Raw genomic sequence first — 17,707 nt, 5'->3', positions numbered from 1 at the left:
CGTTCCCGTTGCTCACGCCGGCCCGGGTCCCGCGCCGCGCTGTTTGTACAGGCTGATGCTGACCGTACGGTCGTCGGCGACCGTGGAGTCGACCTTGCCGGCCAGTGCGGAGAGCACCGTCCAGGCGAATGTGTCGCGCTCGGGGGCCCGGCCGTCCGTCGTCGGGGCCGCTACCGTCACCTCGAGAGAATCGTCGACCAGCCGGAAGACGCAGCTGAGGACGGATCCCGGCACGGCCTGCTGGAGCAGGATCGCGCAGGCCTCGTCGACCGCGATGCGAAGATCCTCGATCTCGTCGAGTGTGAAGTCCAAGCGCGCTGCGAGACCGGCCGTGGCCGTACGCAGCACCGACAGGTAGGCACCCGCAGCGGGCAGCCGGACTTCCACGAAGTCCTGATTCCCGGGCTCGCCTGCGATCTGGGACACCCTCACCTCCAAGGTGGCACAAACTCTTTCGAGGTTCCGGGAAGGGTGCCCCGGAGCCATGCGGTACGTCTTCGGTTCTTGGTCCGGCGACGCTATCGCGATCCATGATGCCGTGTCGCCGGGACCCCATCCCATGACTGTCACTCATGGTAAGCCCATGAGTACACACAGTGGCTAGATGTCTGCGGCGGTCAATTACGAACAACAGGCGCCGGTTTGACGTACCCAGACGTCAGACGATCGAACCGTCCTCGAAGCACCAACGCCAGCTCTCGCCCACCTCGTAGCTCCGCATGACCGGATGGCCGGTCTCCTTGAAGTGAGTCGTGGCGTGCTGCAGAGGCGACGAATCACAGCAGCCGACATGGCCGCAGACCAGGCAGAGCCGCAGTTGCACGGGGTGGGTGCCCGCGGCAAGACATTCGGGACATGTGGCGCTGAGCGGGGCGGGCTCGGGACGCGGCAGTTCGAGAACGTGCAGGCACTCACTCATGATTGTCAGGTTACGACGGATGCGAGGACGGTGACATGGACGTATTGCCGCTGGTGGCACTCGTCGCGGCCAGTGCGGCCATCGCGGGGGCAGCCCGCCGCACCCCGGTGGCGGCCCCGCTGCTGCTGGTCGCCGCGGGGCTGCTCGCCTCCTATCTGCCGGGCGTGCCGTCGTACACCCTGGACGCCCACATCGTGCTGCCGCTGCTGCTGCCGCCCTTGCTCTATACGGCCGCGGTCGACAGTTCGTACCTCGATCTGCGGGCCAATGTCCGGCCGATCGCCCTGCTCTCCGTCGGCTACGTCCTCTTCGCCACCTTTGCCGTCGGCTGGCTGGCGTACTGGCTGGTGCCCGACCTGCCGCTGACGGCCGCACTGGTGCTGGGCGCCGTCATCGCGCCGCCCGACGCCGTCACGGCGGCTGCCATCGCCCGTCGGGTCGGGCTGCCCAGCCGGGTCACGACGATCCTGCAGGGCGAGTCCCTGGTGAACGACGCGACGGCGATCACCGCCTACAAGGTGGTGCTGGCCGCCGCCGTCGGCGAGGGCATCAGCTGGGGCGCGGGGATCGGCGAGTTCCTCGTCGCGGCGGGCGGCGGTGTCGGGGTCGGTCTGGTACTGATGGTGCCGCTGCACTGGCTCCGCACGCACCTCAAGGAAGCCCTGCTGCAGAACACCCTGTCGCTGCTGATCCCCTTCGTGGCGTACGCGGCGGCGGAACGCGTGCACGCCTCCGGAGTGCTTGCCGTCGTCGTCGTGGCGCTCTATCTGGGGCACCGCTCCTGGCAGGTCGACTTCGCCACCCGGCTCCAGGAGGCGGCCGTGTGGAAGATGGTCGCGTTCATCCTGGAGTCGGCGGTCTTCGCGCTGATCGGACTGCAGCTGCCCTTCGTACTGAAGGGGCTCGGTACCTATGCCGTCGGGGAGGCCCTCTGGTACGCGGTAGGGGTGTTCCTCGCCGTCGTCGTGGTCCGCTTCATCTGGGTCTACCCGGCCACGTACCTGCCGCGGTGGCTGTCGAAGCGGATCAGGGAGCGCGAGACCGAGACCAACTGGACCTCGCCCCTGATCGTCGGCTGGGCCGGGATGCGCGGCGTCGTCTCGCTCGCCATCGCTTTCTCGATCCCGACGGCGATGACCAACGGCGAGGACTTCCCGGCCCGCAACCTGGTGCTCTTCCTGACCTTCACGACCGTCATCGGCACCCTGGTCGTCCAAGGGCTCACCCTGCCGCTCCTGGTGCGGGTCATGAAGCTGCCGGGGCGCGACGTGCAGGCGGAGACCCTCGCCGAGGCGCAGGCCCAGAGCGAGGCGTCCGCGGCTGCCGATGCGCGCCTGGAGGAGTTGCTCACCGATCCGCGCAACTGTCTGCCCGGACCGCTCACCGACCGGCTGCGTACGGTCCTGGAGCGCCGCCGCAACGCCGTGTGGGAGCGGCTCGGCGCGGCCAACCCGGTGACCGGGGAGTCGGCCGACGACACCTACCGGCGGCTGGCCGGGGAAATGATCGATGCCGAGCGCACGGTCTTCGTACGGCTGCGGGACGAGCGGCGGATCGACGACGAGATGATGCGGACCCTGCTGCGACGGCTGGACCTGGAGGAGGCGGCGGCCTACCGCGAGGAGTCCGACGCGCCCCAGGGCTGACCGGTGACGACCGCCACGAGCCTGGTTCCCGGGGCGAACGCGCCCTCCTGGGCCAGCACGGTCAGCCCGTACAGCAGTTTGGCGACATAGAGCCGCTCGACGGGCAGCCCGTGCCGGTCCTCGAAGTCGTCGGCGAAGGCGTGCAGCTCCGGGCTGGTGCGGGCGTAGCCGCCGAAGGCGAACCGTTCGTCCAGGGACCACACCCCGGCGGGCCCGCCGAACGCCTCCCGCTGCAGCTCCCGTACCGCGTCCCCCAGGAAGCCGCCGCGCAGTACCTGGATGCCGAGTGCCCGCTGCCCGGGTGCGAGGCCGGCGGCGAGACCGGCGAGGGTGCCCCCCGTGCCGCAGGCCACCGCGACGACATCGGCCTGGCCGTGCAGCTCCCGCCCGAGCGCTGTGCAGCCCTGTGCGGCCAGGGCGTTGCTGCCGCCCTCCGGGACGACACTGCGCGCCCCGTAGGCGCTCAGCAGCCCCTCCAGGACCGCTGGATCGGTCTTCGCGCGGTACGTCGCACGGTCCACGAAGTGCAGGCGCATGCCGTCCTTCGCGCACTGTGCCAGCGACGGGTTGAGCGGCCGGCCGGCCAGCTCTTCGCCGCGTACGACGCCGACGGTGGGGAATCCGAGCAGCCGGCCGGCGGCGGCGGTGGCGCGCAGATGATTGGAGTAGGCGCCGCCGAAGGTCAGCACGGTGCGCCCGGCGGCGGCCGCCACGTTGGGGGCGAGTTTGCGCCACTTGTTGCCCGGCAGATCCGGGTGGATCAGGTCGTCGCGTTTGAGCAGCAGCCGTACGCCGTGCCGGGCGAAGCGCTCGTCCTCGACCGGTTGCAGGGGTGACGGAAGCACCGGCTGCAGCCGGGAGAGGTCGAGTGGGTCGCAGGGCATGCGCCCATTGTCGCCCGGTCTGCCGGCCGGCCCCCCGCCGCCCTGGTGGCGTGCGTGCGGCTACTTCAGGCGGTCGTGGATCCGGGCGCGCATGGACTCCATCGTGAAGCCGCACGGATCGACCTTGCCGGGCTGCCACTCCTTGTGGCCGATGACCGAGCGGGACGTCCAGCCGTGATGGCGGCAGATTGCCGCGGCGGCCCTCTCGACGGCTTCGAGCTGGGCCTCGGGCCAGGGGTCCTTGCCGTCGCCGAGGTTCTCGCACTCGAAGCCGTAGAAGTGCCTGTTCCCGTCGGTGTTGGCCTCGTTGTCGGACGGGAGGCGCTTCTCGGCGACGACGGCGCGCAGGACGTCGTCGTCGCCGAGGCCGGCGTGGTTGGTGCGGCCGTGGCCGACCAGGTGGACCCGGCCGTCCTTGGCGATCACGCCGTGGCACAGCGGGCCGGGCAGCTCCGGGTGGCCGGCGCGGCAGATCCGGACGGTGGCCGCGGTGCCGCTGGTGACCGTGTGGTGGATCATCACCCCGTGCACGGGGCCCCAGGGGCCTTTGTGATTGCGGTTGTGCGTCCTCCAGTCGCCGACCTGGACGACGGTGAGTCCTTCGTTCATCAGGGCGTCGAGGAAGGTGCTCGCGGACATGGGTGAGGACATGGCCGACTCCTTATGCGCGTGGGTGGATCGAATCCTTGGAGCGCTTGTACCGGAGCGCCGGGCTCCGGGGCATTCCCGGGCCCTTTGTTCGGGCGGTGTGCGAGCCGATCCGGTCAATTCCGCGAGCACCTGCCGCGGTTCAGCCCTGGGCGAGCCACAGGTCGGGGCCGAACACCTCGTAGTGGATGTCGGCCGCCGGGACACCTTTGGCCAGCAGTTGGGTGCGCACGGCCCGCATGAAGGGCAGCGGACCGCAGAGGTACGCATGCGTGCCGGGCCGGACCGGGATGCTGCCCAGATCGACCAGGCCGGTGCGGTCGGCCGGGTGACCGGGCTCCGGGTTCTCGTACCAGAAGTGCGCTGCGGCGTCCGGGAGTTTGGCGGTGAACTGCGCATGGTCGGTGCGCAGGGCGTGGTCGGCGGGGGAGCGGTCGCCGTGCACGACGGTGACCGGGGCCCGGTGGCCGGTCGCCGCGAGATGCTCCAGCATCGACAGCATCGGGGTGCATCCGATGCCCGCGGAGGCGAGCAGCAGCGGGGCGTCGACGGCGTCGAGGACCAGATCGCCGTACGGGGCGGAGACGCGCAGCAGGTCACCGGCCCGGATGGCGGCGTGCAGGTGCGCCGAGACCTCGCCGTCGGGCGAACCGCCGCCGCGCACCCGCTTGACGGTGATCGAGTGCAGCCGGGAACCGGGACCACCGGAAAGGCTGTACTGCCGTATCTGCCGGGCCCCGTCGGGCAGTTCCACCTGCACGGAGACGTACTGGCCGGGCCGGAAGGCGGGGGCCGGCGCGTCGTCGGCCGGGCGCAGCTGGAAGGTGGCGACGTCGTCGTTCTCCTCGATCCTCGCGACCACCTCCCACTCGCGCCAGACGTCACCGGCGACGAGGCCCTGCTGGGCGTAGAGCCGGCCCTCGATGGCGATCAGGGCGTTGGCCATCAGCCAGTAGACCTCGTCCCAGGCGGCCGCGACCTCGGGCGTGACCGCGTCGCCGAGCACCTCGGCGATGGCGGCGAAGAGATGGGTGTGCACCACCTCGTACTGTGCGGCGGTCACGCCGAGCGAGGCGTGCTTGTGGGCGATACGGCTGAGCATCACGTCGGGACGGGTGTCCGGGTGCTCGACCAGCTGGGCCGCGAAGGCGGCGATGGACCCGGCGAGGGCCTGGCGCTGTGTGCCGGAGGCCTGGTTGCCGCGGTTGAAGAGGTCGCGCAGCAGCTCGGGGTGGGCGTCGAAGAGCTTGCGGTAGAAGAGATCGGCGATGTCCCCGATGGCTGCGCCGACGGCGGGGAGGGTGGCACGGACGGCGGCGGTCGACGGCTCGGAAAGCATGGGGCGGACTCCTCAGGGGATTTAATTGGTATGTGAGATGCGTATTTTTGGACAGAGGTGAGGCCGGGTTGGGCCGGGCGGGGATTCAGTCGGCGGGACGGCTGCTGCTGATGCCGATCAGCAGGGGGCCGGTGGGGGAGGTGACGAGTTCGGCGACGGTGATCGGGTCGAGCGAGGCGTAGAAGGCCTCCTGTGCCCGGTGCAGGGCGCTGCGCAGCCGGCAGGCCGAGCGCAGCGGGCAGGGGGTGGCGCCCTCGCACTCGACGACATCGCCGGGGCCTTCGAGCTCGCGGACGAGTCCGCCGATCGATGCGGACCGGCCGGATCCGGTCAGGGTGAGCCCGCCGCCGCGGCCGCGGCGCGCCTCGATCAGGCCGAGGTGCTGGAGCCGGGCGACCACCTTCGCGGTGTGGGTGTACGGCACCTGCATGGTCGCCGCCACCTCCCGGGTGGTCGGCGGATCCTCGTTCTCTACGACGGCGAGGCGCATCAGTACGCGCAGCGCCACGTCGGTGAATCTCGTCAGCCGCATGACCGTAAAGCTAGATAACTTGCATCGAGGATGCAAATTAATGAGTCCGCGGACATCGGGGAGCGTCGTGCCCAGCCCAAAGCCCGATTAGTCACACTCTTTTGTGTAATAGCGTGCTGCGTCCCCACGCTGAAAGGCTTCTTCTCGCAGGTCAGCCGATGATCGAGAGGACGTCAGATGTCCGTTGGTGAAGAGGTTCAGAACACGCAGGCACCGTCGCAGCAGAGTCTGGGCACGGCAGCTGCGCGGAACCTCGCGACGACCACCAAGTCCGCTCCGCAGATGCAGGAGATCACCTCGCGGTGGCTGCTGCGCATGCTTCCATGGGTGCAGGTGCAGGGCGGCACATACCGGGTGAACCGCCGGCTGAGCTACTCGGTCGGAGACGGCCGGGTGACGTTCGTGCAGACCGGCGACCGGGTCACGGTGATCCCCGCGGAGCTCGGCGAACTGCCCGCCCTGCGGGACTTCGGCGACGAGGAGGTGCTCGCCGAGCTGGCCCGGCGGTGCGAGCAGCGCGAGATCGCCGCGGGGCAGGTGATCGCCGCCTCCGGCGAGCCGGCGGACCGCGTCTTCCTGCTGGCGCACGGCAAGGTCGAGAAGGTCGGCACCGGTCCCTACGGCGACGAGGCGGTGCTCGGGGTGCACGCCGACGGGGCGTACTTCGGCGACCACTCCCTGATCGAGGGCGACGCGGTCTGGGAGTACACGGCCCGAGCCGTCACCGCGTGCACCGTGCTCACGCTGAGGCGGGCGGATGTGCTCAACCTCGCCGAGCGGGCGGACGAGCTCCGCGCGCATCTCGCCGGGCTGCTCAACATCCCGCACCAGCGCACCAACAAGTACGGCGAGGCGGAGATCGACCTCTCCGCCGGCCATGTCGGCGAGGCCGTCGTCCCGCACACGTTCGTCGACTACGAATCGGCCCCCCGTGAGTACGAGTTGAGCGTCGCCCAGACCGTGCTGAAGGTCCACAGCCGGGTCGCCGACCTCTACAACCAGCCGATGAACCAGACCGAGCAGCAGCTGCGGCTCACGGTCGAGGCGCTCCGTGAGCGCCAGGAGCACGAGCTCATCAACAACCGGGAGTTCGGTCTGCTCAACAACTGCGACTACGACCAGCGCCTCCAGCCGCACGACGGGGTGCCCAGCCCCGACGACATGGACGAACTGCTGTCGCGCCGCCGCGGATCGAAGCTGTTCCTCGCCCACCCGCGGGCCATCGCCGCGTTCGGCCGCGAGTGCAGCAGGCGCGGGCTGGTGCCGGAGAGCGTGGAGATCGGCGGCCACCATGTGCCCGCCTGGCGCGGTGTGCCGATCTTCCCGTCCAACAAGATCCCGGTCACCGACGCCCGCACCACGTCGATCATCTGCATGCGAACCGGCGAGGCCGAGCAAGGGGTCATCGGGCTCCAGCAGACGGGCATCCCCGACGAGATCGAGCCGAGCCTCTCGGTCCGCTTCATGGGCATCGACGAGCAGGCGATCATCTCCTACCTGGTGACGGCCTACTACTCGGCGGCGGTGCTGGTGCCGGATGCCATCGGGGTCCTGGAGAACGTCGAGGTCAGCCGCTGGCGCTGAGGTCCGCGGGACCCGGACCGGCACCGTCCGGGTCCCCCGCCACGCTCGGTCCCGAGGCCGCCGATCCGGGGCACCCCGGGGCGGTTCGCTCCGCCCCCGGGCCCGGAACCGGCGGCCCGGCCCGGTTCGCTCGGACGGGCGCCTGGATCGCTCCGATCGGGGCGGCCCATGGGCCGGGTCGACCTGTGGCTGCCCATGGAAACCACCCACTCACCGCACCACCCACGTCCCCGGCCGGGTTGCGCCGGACCTGGGTGACCCAAGGGAGCGACTGTGACCATGATCAGTACGGACACCGCCACCACCGAGGGCCACGAGGCCGTGGCACTCCTGGAGCGCACCCGGAGCCTCGTCGATCCGCACCTGCGGGCCGCGGTCGAATCGCTGCCCGGGTCCATCCGGCGTGTCGCGATGTACCACTTCGGCTGGCAGCACGCCGACGGTACTGCCACCGCAGGGCAGGCCGGCAAGGCGATCAGGCCCGCGCTCGTCCTCGCCGCGACCCGTGCGGTGGGCGGCGACGCGGAGCATGCGGTACGGGCAGCCGTCGCCGTGGAGCTGGTCCACAACTTCAGCCTCCTGCACGACGACGTCATCGACGAGGACCGGACCCGCAGGCACCGGCCCACGGCCTGGACGGTGTTCGGCATCCCGGCCGCCGTCATCGCGGGCGACGCCATGCTCGCCCTGGCCCACCGGCTGCTCGCCGAGGACACCCGCCCGGCGTCCGCGCGCGCCTCGACCCGGCTCGCGAACTGCGTCATCGAGCTGTGCGCGGGACAGCAGGCCGACTGCTCCTTCGAGGAGCGCGGCCCCGACGAGGTCTCGCTCGACGAGTGTCTCGCCATGGCCACCGCCAAGACCGGCGCCCTCCTCGGCTGCGCCTGCGCGCTCGGTGCGTTGTACGCCGGCGTGGACGAGCGGTCGGTCGGCGCGATGGACGGCTTCGGCCGGGAGGCGGGCCTCGCCTTCCAGCTCATCGACGATCTGATCGGCATCTGGGGGGATCCGGTGCAGACCGGGAAGCCGGTCGGGGCGGATCTGACCGCCCACAAGAAGTCCCTGCCGGTGGTTGCCGCGCTGACCTCCCACACCCCGGCGGCGGCCGAACTCGCCGCGCTCTACCGGGGTTCCCTGCGCACACCCGGCGAGGTGAGCCGCGCCGCGGACGCGGTCGACCGGGCCGGCGGCCGGGACTGGGCGCAGGTCGGCGCGGCGGACCGGATGGCCCGCGCGGTCCACCATCTGTCCCGGGCGGTGCCCGACCTGGCGGCGGCGGGCGATCTGCTGACCCTGGCGGAGTTCGTCACCCGCCGGACCCACTGAGCGAGGAGAGGAGGAGAAGCGAAGTGGCCGTCACCCGCAGGACGCGCTGAGACAGGAGAGGAGGGAAGGAGGAGCGACCGGCTCCCGCCGGACCCGTACCGCATCAACTCTAAGATCTTGTACGTCGGTTGAGGTGGTGCGAGCGAGAGCGGGAGCCGGACATGGGCGTACGGATACGGCAGGCGGACGCGGCGGACCGGGAGCAGGTCGTACGACTCCTGGACGAGGCGTTCCACCACGACCCGGTCAGCGGCTGGGTCTTCCCCGACGAGACCCACCGTCGGGCCGTGCACGGAAAGTTCCTCGGCGTCTTCGTCGACGTCACGCTCGCCGAAGGTCGTATCGACCTGCTGGAGGACGGCACTGCCGTGGCTCTGTGGCTGCCCGTGCCCGCGGGCGCACCCACGGAGGAGGACACCACCCCCGCCCTGATGCGGGCGACCGCGGACCCCGACAACGAGCGGGCCGAGCTGGTGGGGAGACTCACGGGCGCGATCCACCCGCACGACCGGGCCCATGAGTATCTGCTCATGATCGGGGTGTCCCCGGACCGGCAGGGGGAGGGGATCGGTGCGGCCCTGATCGCCGATGTGCTGGAGCGCTGCGACCGCGACGGCGTCGCCGCCTATCTGGAGGCGAGCAGCGCGCGCAGCCGCCGGCTCTACGAACGGCTGGGCTTCACCTTCATGGGCACGGCCGTCGAACTCCCGGACGGTCCGTCGATGTGGCCCATGTGGCGGGACCCGCAGATCGGCTGAGGTCACGGAGCCCGCGACGCCCGCGGCGGCGAAGTGGAGGGCGGCCGGGGGACGGCGATGGGCACGGGCTACAGTCCGTGCCCATGACAGACGAGTCATGGGCAGGGTGGTACCGGGACCGGCAAGGTTCCGAGGCCGTCATCCTCACCACCGATGGACAGCAACTCCGCATCCGGATCAGAGGCGTCGATTTCGAGGGCGAAAGCTTCGACGACCTCGCTCCGGTGGCCGGCATGCCGCCGGAGAGCGGAATGTTCGCCCTGGCGGACGGCGCGCTCACCGACTGCGTGCTGGAGTGGGACCTGCCGCTTCCGGTCGTCGCGGACGGTACGGTCCACCAGGCCACGCTCGGCTGCCTGTTGTCGCTGCGCCGCCCGGACGCCGATCTCCACCTGGAGCTGCACTTCGGCGGCGCGGTCTACGGGTCGCGCCGGGCCGAGTGCGACTTCGCCACCGCGCTCGCCATGATCCAGCGGTCCCTCCCGCCCGGAGTCCGTCTGCAGACGTGCATCGCCTGCGCGTTCTCTGACTACTTCCCGGCGACGTCCGACCGCGGACTCTCCGGCGGCCTTGCCTGCTTCCGGGGTGCCAAGGACGCGTACCGCGGGGCGGCGGGGGAGGACGATGTGCTCGATCTGTGGGACCGGCGGACCGGGTTCGTCCAGGAGATCTGGAGCTGCCGCGAGTTCGAGGCCCGCCCGGCGGAGGGCGCGGGCACCGGTCACCGGGGCGCGTTCCCGCTCGAACTCGCCTGAGGGCCCGGAGACACCCAGGACGAGCTGCTGGTGCTGGTCCGTACCGAACTCGGCAGCGCGTAACCGTCATACGCGCCGGGCGTCGGCGCGCACCGGTCATGCGCGCGCCGCCCGTCGTCAGCGCAGGCCCTCCCAGCCCCAGCGCGGCGTCGGCCCCGGATCGCCGAGGTCCGCACCGGCCGGGGACGCCGAGACGTCGCGCGCGATCCTGGTGCCCCAGTCGAAGTACTCCCGCACACGGCGGCGCAGCAGATCGTCGTCCGGCAGCTCCTTGTCGACCGCGGCTGTCATCAGCTCCATCCAGCGCAGCCGCTGCGGCTCGGTGATCCACAGCCCCAGATGGGAGCGCAACAGGAACTGATGGCCGCCGAGCTTCCCGGTGTAGTCGGAGGGCCCGTCGAAGATCTCGGCCAGCCACACGGCGACATGTTCGACATGGGCCGGAGTGAAGTCCGCGAACACGGGGGCGAGCAGCGGATCCGCCAGCGCCTTGTCGTAGAAGGTGGTGCTCAGCCGGCGCAGTACGTCGATACCACCGATGGCCTTGTACAGCGTTTCCGGACGCTCGCTCACGCGGCTACCTCCCTGGCCGGACCCGGACCTCCCCGGGCCGCTGGGCCCAGCATCCATCAGGGGGGCGGCCACGCCGGGACCGTTCGCTGCCGGCGGACCAAGCGGGGGCACGGGTTCGGCCCGCCGTGATCCCGTGCCGCAAGGGGCCACCCCGAGGCGCGGAGTGGCCCCTTGCAGCATCGGGGAGGGGTGGCACCGATCAATGCAGGGTGGCCGCGAAGCCGGACTGCCACAGGTAGTTGACCTGGCTGCGCTCGTTCGCGTCCGGGTACGGGTTGGTGCAGGACGGGCGGGGCCGCCGCCCGACACCAGCTCACTGCACGGCCCCGAGGCCACCAGGTGGCTGCTGCGCCATCGGAGCCCGCTCGCGCGCACGCCGTGAGGCCCGGGCGCACGCCATGAGTCCGCGGCGCACCCTCGGAGGCCTGTGAGGCATACCGCGGCCACCAGAGCGGCCGATTCCGCCCAGAGCGAGGAGCTGTTCCCAACCGCCCTGCCCGCGGGCAGAGTCGGCCCATGAGACTCCTGATCCTGGGCGGTACGGAATTCGTCGGGCGCGCCGTCACCGAGGCGGCGCTCGCACGGGACTGGCAGGTCACGGTGTTCCACCGCGGACACCACGCACCCCCGCCGGGCACCGCCGAGCTGTTCGGCGACCGCACCACCGCCGACGGCCTCGCGGCGCTCGCCGCCGCCACGGGGGAGGGCGGCTGGGACCTGGTCGTCGACACCTGGAGCGGCGCGCCCTCGGCGGTGCGGGACGCGGCCCGGCTGCTGGCGGACCGGGCCGGGCGGTACGTGTACGTCTCCAGCCGTTCGGTGTACGCGTACCCGGCTCCGGCCGGACTGCCCGAGGACGGCCCGCTGGTGGCCGGCGCCTCGCCGGACGCCGGGGCGGAGGTCTCGTACCCGTTGGCCAAACGCGGTGGCGAACTGGCCGCGCTCGACGCCTTCGGCGACCGCGCCCTGCTGGCCCGCGCCGGACTGATCCTCGGCCCGTGGGAGAACATCGGCAGGCTGCCGTGGTGGCTGCAGCGGATCGCCCGCGGTGGACTCGTGGTGGCCCCGGGTACACCGGACACCCCGCTCCAGTACATCGACGCCCGCGACCTGGCGAACTGGCTGCTGGACGCGGCGGAGCGGGGCCTGCACGGACCGTACAACCTGGTCAGCCGACCGGGGCACACCACCATGGGTGAGCTGCTGGACGCCTGTGTGCGCGCCACCGGCTCCGACGCCGTGCTGCGCTGGACGGCCACCGAGAAGATCCTCGCGGCGCGGGCGTCGAGCCATGGAGCGACCTGCCGGTCTGGCTGCCGCCGGGCGAGCTGCACGACACCATGCACCGCGGCGACGTCAGCAAGGCATACGCGGCCGGGCTGCGTTGCCGGCCGATCGGGGAGACGGTCACCGACACCTGGAACTGGCTGGGTGAGCTGGGCGGCGTGGCACCGCAGCGGCCGGACCGCCCCGTGGTGGGGCTCGACCCCGAGACCGAGGCGAAGCTGCTGACGGAGTAGGGGCGCGGGGAGGCGGGCCGGCGGGGCACGCGTCGGGGCCCGTCCGGCTCCATCCGGCGTGACATGTCATCGGCGGGATCGCGGCGGCGCTGCTCGCGACCGGATCGGCGACCACGCCGGCGGCCGGAAATCCCCTAGTTTGGGCCCCATGGTCGAAGAACTGCTGCTGCACCTCACCGAAGGCCCCCTGTGGGAGGCGGCCCGCGGGACCGGGACGTACGAGATGTCCACCCGCGGCCGCACTCTGCACGAAGAGGGCTTCATCCACTGCTCGTTGCCCCACCAGCTCCCGGGCGTGGCCGAGCTGCTGTACGGCTCCGGAGCCCCGGCCGGCGCCGAGGGCCCGGTGGAGCTGGTGGTACTCGTCATCGACCCCGCACGGCTCTCCGTACCCGTGCGGTACGAGGCCCTCGCGCCGGGCGGCGAGGAGTTCCCGCACATCTACGGACCCGTCCCGGTGGACGCGGTCGTGGACGTGCGTCCCTGGCTGCGCAAGGAAGGCAACCCCGCATGAACACCACACCCCCCACGAACCACACGAACCCCGGAGACTTCACCGCCGTCAGGGACGCCCCGATCATCGCGGTGACCGGGGCGAGCGGCGCGGTCGGCGGCCGTGTCGCACAGCGGCTCGCGCGCGCCGGTGTCCCCGTACGTCTCCTCGGCCGCGACCCGTCCCGGCTGCCGGACCTGCCCGGTGCGGTCGCCGCACCGCCCGCCGCCTACGGTGACGGGGAGGCGATGCGCCGGGCCCTCGCCGGGGCGCACACCCTGTTCCTCGTGTCGGCGCACGAGAGCCCGCACCGGGTACTCGAGCACACCACCGCCGTGGACGCGGCGGTCGCCGCCCATGTCGAACGCATCGTGTACGTGTCCTTCCTCGGCGCCGCGCCGGACGCCACGTTCACCTTCGGCCGCGACCACTGGCACACCGAGGCGCACATCCGTGTCTCCGGTGTGCGCCACACCTTCCTGCGCGACAGCTGGTACCTCGCGGGTATCCCAGCGATGACCGGGGCCGACGGGGTGCTGCGCGGCCCGGCCGGCGACGGCCGGGTGGCGGCGGTGGCGCACGACGACATCGCGGACGCGGCTACAGCCGTCCTGCTGGCCGACACCGAGAGCGACGACACCCGCCACGACGGGGTGACGTACGACCTCACCGGACCCGAGGGGTTCAGCCTCGCCGAAGCGGCCGAGGAACTGAGCCGGGCCACCGGACGCACCATCACCTACCGCCCGGAGACCCGGGAGGAGGCCTACGCCTCACGGGCGCAGTACGGTGCCGAGGAGTGGGAGGTCGCCGGCTGGGTGACGTCGTACGAGGCCATCGCCACCGGCGAGATGTCCACGGTGTCGGACGCGGTGACGCGCCTGACCGGCCGCCCGGCGAAGAGCCTCGCCGCATACCTCGGCGAGAATCCGGACAGTTACCGCCACCTGCTGAGGACCGGCTGACCCTCCGACGGCGCGACCGATGACCAAGGGACCGTCGGCGAAAGGGCCGGCGGTCCGACCGGACCGAAGGGACGGAACGACAGCCGTGCGCACGGAATCCCCCTGGGGTCCCTGGGACCCGGCCCCGCTCGCCGAGGTCGCCCGCCGCTTCGCCTCCCTGCGCACCCCCTGGTGGATCGCAGGCGGCTACGCGGTCGAGCTGGCTGTCGGTCACGCCTACCGGGACCACGCCGACATCGACGTCATGCTGCTCCGCCGTGACCAGCTCACTGCCCAGCAGGTGCTGGCCGGCTGGGAGTGGTGGGCCGCCGACCCGCCCGGCACCCTGCGCCCGTGGCTCGCCGGCGAGATCCTCCCGCACGCGGTCCACGACATCTGGTGCCGGCCGGGCCCCGACGAGCCCTGGCGCATCCAGCTCATGCTCGACGAGGCGGACGGCACCGACTGGGCCTTCCGCCGCGACACCCGCATCCGCCTCCCGCTCGACCGGCTGGGCCGGGTCTCGGAGGACGGCATCCCGTACCTGGCCCTGCAGGTGCAGCTCCTGTACAAGGCGAAGTCCCGGCGTCCCAAGGACGAAGAGGACTTCACGACGGCGCTGCCGGTCCTGACCGCCGACCAGCGTGCCTGGCTGACCGAGACCCTCACTCTGGCGTACGGCGCCGACCACCCCTGGGCGGCACGTCTGCGCAGGTACCGGTGACGACGGCCCCTGACTGACGCGCACCGCGCACCGCGCACCGCGTCATGCGGGGCCTCACCTCACGTACACCCCCGCCCGTGCCGCCGCGGCCGCCGCCTCGGCCGCGCGGTCGGCCGCCGCCATGTCGAGCGGGCCGCCGCCGGCCAGCAGGCGGTAGTAGAGCGGTGCCGAGACGGCGCGGATCACTTCGCCGGGGTCCGTGCCTCGCGGGCACGTTCCTCAGGAGAGAGAGGCGCACCCCCTGATCCTGTCTCCCGAGCGGTCTGCGCATTGCAGAAGGGCCCGACCGGCAAGACCGGTTGGGCCCTTCTGTTCGCTGCCTCGGCCTGCGTGGCAGGTCGAACCGCTCGGAAGCGGCGATCAGGCCTTCTTGGTCTCCCAGAAGATCTTGTCGATCTCGGCGATGTAGTCCAGCGCCTTCTGGCCCGTCGCCGGGTCGGTGGAGGCCTTCGCGGCCGACAGCGCCTTCAGGGCGTCGTTGACCAGCTGGTGCAGCTCCGGGTACTTCTCGAAGTGCGGGGGCTTGAAGTAGTCGCTCCACAGCACCGAGACGTGGTGCTTCGCGAGCTCGGCGCGCTGCTCCTTGATGACCACCGCGCGGGCCCGGAAGTGCGGGTCCTCGTTGGCCTGGAACTTCTCCTGGACGGCCTTGACGGACTCCGCCTCGATGCGGGCCTGGGCCGGGTCGTACACGCCGCAGGGCAGGTCGCAGTGGGCGCTGACCTTCACCTTGGGGGCAAACAGGCGGGAAAGCATTGAGCTGTCCTTCCTCGTGATCGTCTTCTCAGGTGGGACATTACTCCGTGAGGGACGCGTTTTTGTGGGTGCCCCCATGGGCTTAGGCCAAAAGTCCAGGGTGAGGATGGGACCAGTGGCCGAATGTACGGAACGGTATGCGGGACGGTGTACTGAACGGACCGGGGAGGTGCCGGAAATGCCGGAGGGGCCGGAGCTGACACAGGAGCCCGCGCACGGGCTGGCGGCGCGAGTGTCGTTCCAGGTGGTGGAGGTGACGGGGCCTTCGATGGTGCCCACGCTCCACCACGGGGACTGGCTGCTGGTGCAGTACGGGGCGCCGGTGCGCCCGGGTGATGTGGTGATTCTGCGCCATCCGTTCCAGCAGGACCTGTTGGTCGTCAAACGGGCCGCCGAGCGCCGAGCGGGTGGCTGGTGGGTGCTGGGCGACAATGCGTTCGCGGGCGGGGACAGCACGGATTACGGGACGGTGCCCGAGGAGCTGGTGCTGGCCAGAGTCCGGGTCCGCTACCGGCCGCTGAGGAAGGATCAGCGCTCGGCGCTCGGGCTGCTGGGCTGGGCGGTGACCGCGCTGCGGCCGGTGTCGGCCGTGCGCTCCGCCTCCAGGCGTTTGCGGGCCCGGTAGGCGGCCACGTTGGCGCGGGTCGCGCAGCGGTCCGAGCAGTAGCGGCGGGACCGGTTGGTCGAGGTGTCGAGATAGGCGTTGCGGCACGGCGCCGCCTCGCACAGGCCGAGCCGGTCCACGCCGTACGACGTGAGGTGGAAGGCGAGCCCCATCGCCGCGATGGCGGTGTATCCGGCCGTCGCGTTCGACGGGTGGTCGGCCAGGTGCATGTGCCAGTCCGGCTTGCCGTCATCGTCACGTGTGTCGTGGCCGGAGATCTGCGGGCTGACCGGGAACTCCAGCAGCAGCGAGTTCAGCAGGTCGACGGCGAGTGTCTCGTCGCCGCTGTCGGCCGCTTCGAAGACGGCGCGCAGCCGTGCCCGTACCGACCGGAAGCGGGTCACGTCCGCATCGGTGGCGCGCCGCGCGGCCTGCCCGTTGGCGCCGAACAGGTCGCGGACCGCCTCGACGGAGGTGAGGACGTCCTTGTTGCGGACCGGCTCCTCGGTGTTGACCAGGCGCACCGCGTAGTCCGAGTAATAGGCCAGTTCCACTTGTAGTCCTTACTGGGTCGGTCCAGGGTCATCGTACGGCGATCGGAGTAATGGGCGGTTGCGGTTTAAGGGTATTACATTGGAGGGATTCTTGTGACGGAGACGGCAGCAGGCACCGACTGGCAGGCCTGGCAGGAGAGCTGGGACCGGCAGCAGGAGTGGTACATGCCCGACCGCGAGGAGCGGTTCCGAGTGATGATCGACATGGTCGAGGCCGTGGTGGGGCCCGAACCACGGGTGCTCGACCTCGCGTGCGGTACGGGAAATATTACGGACCGGCTCCTCAAGCGGTTGATGCTCAGTCCGGAGCTGCTGAAGAGGTAGCAGGTACGAAGAAGGGCGGTACGGACCTCACGTCCGTACCGCCCTCTCGTCATGCCCGTACCGCTACAGCACCTTCGACAGGAACGACTTCGTCCGGTCGTGCTGCGGGTTGGTCAGTACGTCACGCGGGTGGCCCGACTCGACCACCACGCCGTCGTCCATGAAGACCAGCGCATCGCCGACCTCACGGGCGAAGCCCATCTCATGGGTCACGACGATCATCGTCATGCCGTCCTCCGCGAGACCGCGCATGACGTCCAGGACCTCGCCGACCAGCTCCGGGTCGAGCGCAGACGTCGGCTCGTCGAAGAGCATCAGCTTCGGCTCCATGGCCAGGGCACGGGCGATGGCCACCCGCTGCTGCTGGCCGCCGGAGAGCTGCGACGGGTAGTTCTTCGCCTTGTCGCCCAGGCCGACCCGGTCCAGGAGCCGCTCCGCGCGGGCCCGGGCCACGGCCTTCGCCTCGCCCTTGACCTGGACGGGTGCCTCCATGACGTTCTCGATGGCCGTCATGTGCGGGAACAGGTTGAAGCGCTGGAAGACCATGCCGATGTCCCGGCGCTTCAGGGCGACCTCGCTGTCCTTGAGCTCGTAGAGCTTGTCGCCCTTCTGGCGGTAGCCCACCAGATGCCCGTCGACGGAGAGCCGCCCGGCGTTGATCTTCTCCAGGTGGTTGATGCACCGCAGGAAGGTCGACTTGCCGGAACCGGACGGGCCGATCAGGCAGAAGACCTCTCGCGGGGCGACCTCCAGGTCGATGCCCTTGAGAATGTGCGCGGCGCCGAAGGACTTGTGGACGCCCTCGGCCTTCACCATGGCGTGCG

The 17,707-nt window shown here is 71.1% G+C and carries 19 protein-coding genes and 4 pseudogenes; 11 read left to right on the top strand and 12 right to left on the bottom strand.

The genetic code is table 11. The features are described 5' to 3' along the window. Positions 1-12 precede the first annotated feature (12 nt). Positions 13-426 carry an anti-sigma regulatory factor gene (locus ABZV38_RS06265; RefSeq protein ID WP_030915678.1) on the bottom strand — a complete coding sequence of 138 codons (414 nt, stop codon included), beginning with the start codon at positions 424-426 and terminating at the stop codon, positions 13-15. Positions 427-658: 232 nt separating this feature from the next. Then, complete coding sequence (locus ABZV38_RS06260) at positions 659-919, bottom strand: UBP-type zinc finger domain-containing protein (RefSeq protein ID WP_356325079.1); 261 nt, start codon at positions 917-919, stop codon at positions 659-661. Between the two features lie 35 nt (positions 920-954). Here ABZV38_RS06260 and ABZV38_RS06255 point away from each other — a divergent pair, with 35 nt between their 5' ends. After that, the gene (locus ABZV38_RS06255; RefSeq protein WP_356325077.1) at positions 955-2,565 is read left to right on the top strand and encodes a Na+/H+ antiporter; all 1,611 of its coding nucleotides are present in this window, start codon (positions 955-957) and stop codon (positions 2,563-2,565) included. On the opposite strand, the gene ABZV38_RS06250 is transcribed toward ABZV38_RS06255, so the two are convergent. From ABZV38_RS06250 to ABZV38_RS06235, 4 genes are all read right to left on the bottom strand, one after another. Beyond that, positions 2,532-3,449 (bottom strand): pyridoxal-phosphate dependent enzyme, encoded by a 918-nt coding sequence (locus tag ABZV38_RS06250; RefSeq protein ID WP_356325075.1) that lies wholly within the window; start codon positions 3,447-3,449, stop codon positions 2,532-2,534. The genes ABZV38_RS06255 and ABZV38_RS06250 overlap by 34 nt on opposite strands. Before the next feature lie 60 nt (positions 3,450-3,509). Next, entirely contained in the window at positions 3,510-4,100 is a 591-nt protein-coding gene (locus ABZV38_RS06245) for an N-acetylmuramoyl-L-alanine amidase (RefSeq protein ID WP_356325072.1), read from the bottom strand. A gap of 139 nt (positions 4,101-4,239) precedes the next feature. Beyond that, a complete protein-coding gene (locus ABZV38_RS06240) occupies positions 4,240-5,436 on the bottom strand; it encodes a globin domain-containing protein (protein ID WP_356325070.1) in 1,197 nt (398 codons plus the stop codon). A gap of 85 nt (positions 5,437-5,521) precedes the next feature. Then, positions 5,522-5,968, bottom strand: a complete 447-nt coding sequence (locus ABZV38_RS06235; RefSeq protein WP_356325068.1) for an Rrf2 family transcriptional regulator — start codon at positions 5,966-5,968, stop codon at positions 5,522-5,524. A 177-nt stretch (positions 5,969-6,145) separates the two neighbouring features. Here ABZV38_RS06235 and ABZV38_RS06230 point away from each other — a divergent pair, with 177 nt between their 5' ends. The 4 genes from ABZV38_RS06230 (at position 6,146) to ABZV38_RS06215 (ending at position 10,391) form a co-directional block, all read left to right on the top strand. Beyond that, a complete protein-coding gene (locus ABZV38_RS06230) occupies positions 6,146-7,552 on the top strand; it encodes a family 2B encapsulin nanocompartment shell protein (protein WP_356325066.1) in 1,407 nt (468 codons plus the stop codon). A gap of 279 nt (positions 7,553-7,831) precedes the next feature. Then, positions 7,832-8,878, top strand: coding sequence for a family 2 encapsulin nanocompartment cargo protein polyprenyl transferase (locus ABZV38_RS06225; protein ID WP_356325064.1), 1,047 nt, complete (start codon positions 7,832-7,834; stop codon positions 8,876-8,878). 161 nt (positions 8,879-9,039) lie between these two features. Continuing rightward, positions 9,040-9,636, top strand: a complete 597-nt coding sequence (locus ABZV38_RS06220) for a GNAT family N-acetyltransferase (protein WP_356325062.1) — start codon at positions 9,040-9,042, stop codon at positions 9,634-9,636. An 83-nt stretch (positions 9,637-9,719) separates the two neighbouring features. Next, positions 9,720-10,391, top strand: a complete 672-nt coding sequence (locus tag ABZV38_RS06215) for a DUF6304 family protein (protein WP_356325060.1) — start codon at positions 9,720-9,722, stop codon at positions 10,389-10,391. 117 nt (positions 10,392-10,508) lie between these two features. Here the strand turns inward: ABZV38_RS06215 and ABZV38_RS06210 are convergent, their stop codons facing one another. Both ABZV38_RS06210 and ABZV38_RS06205 read right to left on the bottom strand, forming a co-directional pair. Then, positions 10,509-10,964, bottom strand: a complete 456-nt coding sequence (locus ABZV38_RS06210; protein ID WP_356325058.1) for a group II truncated hemoglobin — start codon at positions 10,962-10,964, stop codon at positions 10,509-10,511. Positions 10,965-11,163: 199 nt separating this feature from the next. Next, a pseudogene (locus ABZV38_RS06205) lies at positions 11,164-11,294 on the bottom strand (snapalysin family zinc-dependent metalloprotease); the annotation flags it as partial. Between the two features lie 186 nt (positions 11,295-11,480). Here ABZV38_RS06205 and ABZV38_RS06200 point away from each other — a divergent pair. The 4 genes and pseudogenes from ABZV38_RS06200 to ABZV38_RS06185 all read left to right on the top strand — a co-directional run bounded on the left by ABZV38_RS06200 (position 11,481) and on the right by ABZV38_RS06185 (position 14,645). Continuing rightward, positions 11,481-12,484: pseudogene (locus ABZV38_RS06200) on the top strand (NAD-dependent epimerase/dehydratase family protein). 148 nt (positions 12,485-12,632) lie between these two features. Further along, complete coding sequence (locus ABZV38_RS06195) at positions 12,633-12,998, top strand: DUF952 domain-containing protein (protein ID WP_356325056.1); 366 nt, start codon at positions 12,633-12,635, stop codon at positions 12,996-12,998. Continuing rightward, complete coding sequence (locus ABZV38_RS06190; RefSeq protein WP_356325054.1) at positions 12,995-13,942, top strand: NAD(P)H-binding protein; 948 nt, start codon at positions 12,995-12,997, stop codon at positions 13,940-13,942. The genes ABZV38_RS06195 and ABZV38_RS06190 overlap by 4 nt, the downstream gene beginning before the upstream one ends. A gap of 85 nt (positions 13,943-14,027) precedes the next feature. After that, positions 14,028-14,645, top strand: a complete 618-nt coding sequence (locus ABZV38_RS06185) for an amino acid transporter (protein WP_356325052.1) — start codon at positions 14,028-14,030, stop codon at positions 14,643-14,645. Positions 14,646-14,699: 54 nt separating this feature from the next. Here the strand turns inward: ABZV38_RS06185 and ABZV38_RS06180 are convergent. After that, positions 14,700-14,885: pseudogene (locus tag ABZV38_RS06180) on the bottom strand (TetR/AcrR family transcriptional regulator C-terminal ligand-binding domain-containing protein); the annotation flags it as partial. A 120-nt stretch (positions 14,886-15,005) separates the two neighbouring features. Next, positions 15,006-15,401: a superoxide dismutase, Ni gene (gene sodN, locus ABZV38_RS06175; RefSeq protein WP_277328315.1), complete on the bottom strand. Its 396-nt coding sequence runs from the start codon at positions 15,399-15,401 to the stop codon at positions 15,006-15,008. Between the two features lie 178 nt (positions 15,402-15,579). Here sodN and sodX point away from each other — a divergent pair, with 178 nt between their 5' ends. Continuing rightward, on the top strand, positions 15,580-16,026 hold the full coding sequence (gene sodX / locus ABZV38_RS06170) for a nickel-type superoxide dismutase maturation protease (protein WP_356325049.1): 447 nt from the start codon (positions 15,580-15,582) through the stop codon (positions 16,024-16,026). On the opposite strand, the gene ABZV38_RS06165 is transcribed toward sodX, so the two are convergent. Further along, entirely contained in the window at positions 15,930-16,559 is a 630-nt protein-coding gene (locus ABZV38_RS06165; RefSeq protein WP_356325047.1) for a CGNR zinc finger domain-containing protein, read from the bottom strand. The genes sodX and ABZV38_RS06165 overlap by 97 nt on opposite strands. A gap of 93 nt (positions 16,560-16,652) precedes the next feature. Here ABZV38_RS06165 and ABZV38_RS06160 point away from each other — a divergent pair. Further along, positions 16,653-16,850, top strand: a pseudogene (locus ABZV38_RS06160) (SAM-dependent methyltransferase); the annotation flags it as partial. Between the two features lie 96 nt (positions 16,851-16,946). Here the strand turns inward: ABZV38_RS06160 and ABZV38_RS06155 are convergent. Beyond that, positions 16,947-17,699: an amino acid ABC transporter ATP-binding protein gene (locus tag ABZV38_RS06155; protein ID WP_356325303.1), complete on the bottom strand. Its 753-nt coding sequence runs from the start codon at positions 17,697-17,699 to the stop codon at positions 16,947-16,949. Between the last annotated feature and the right edge of the window lie 8 nt (positions 17,700-17,707).

Origin of the sequence: Streptomyces sp. NPDC005181 (assembly GCF_040608395.1) — a bacterium.
In the GTDB taxonomy this organism is placed as follows: domain Bacteria; phylum Actinomycetota; class Actinomycetes; order Streptomycetales; family Streptomycetaceae; genus Streptomyces.
Note: the sequence above shows the minus strand (reverse complement) of the source record. Positions and strands in the feature narration are given on the sequence as shown.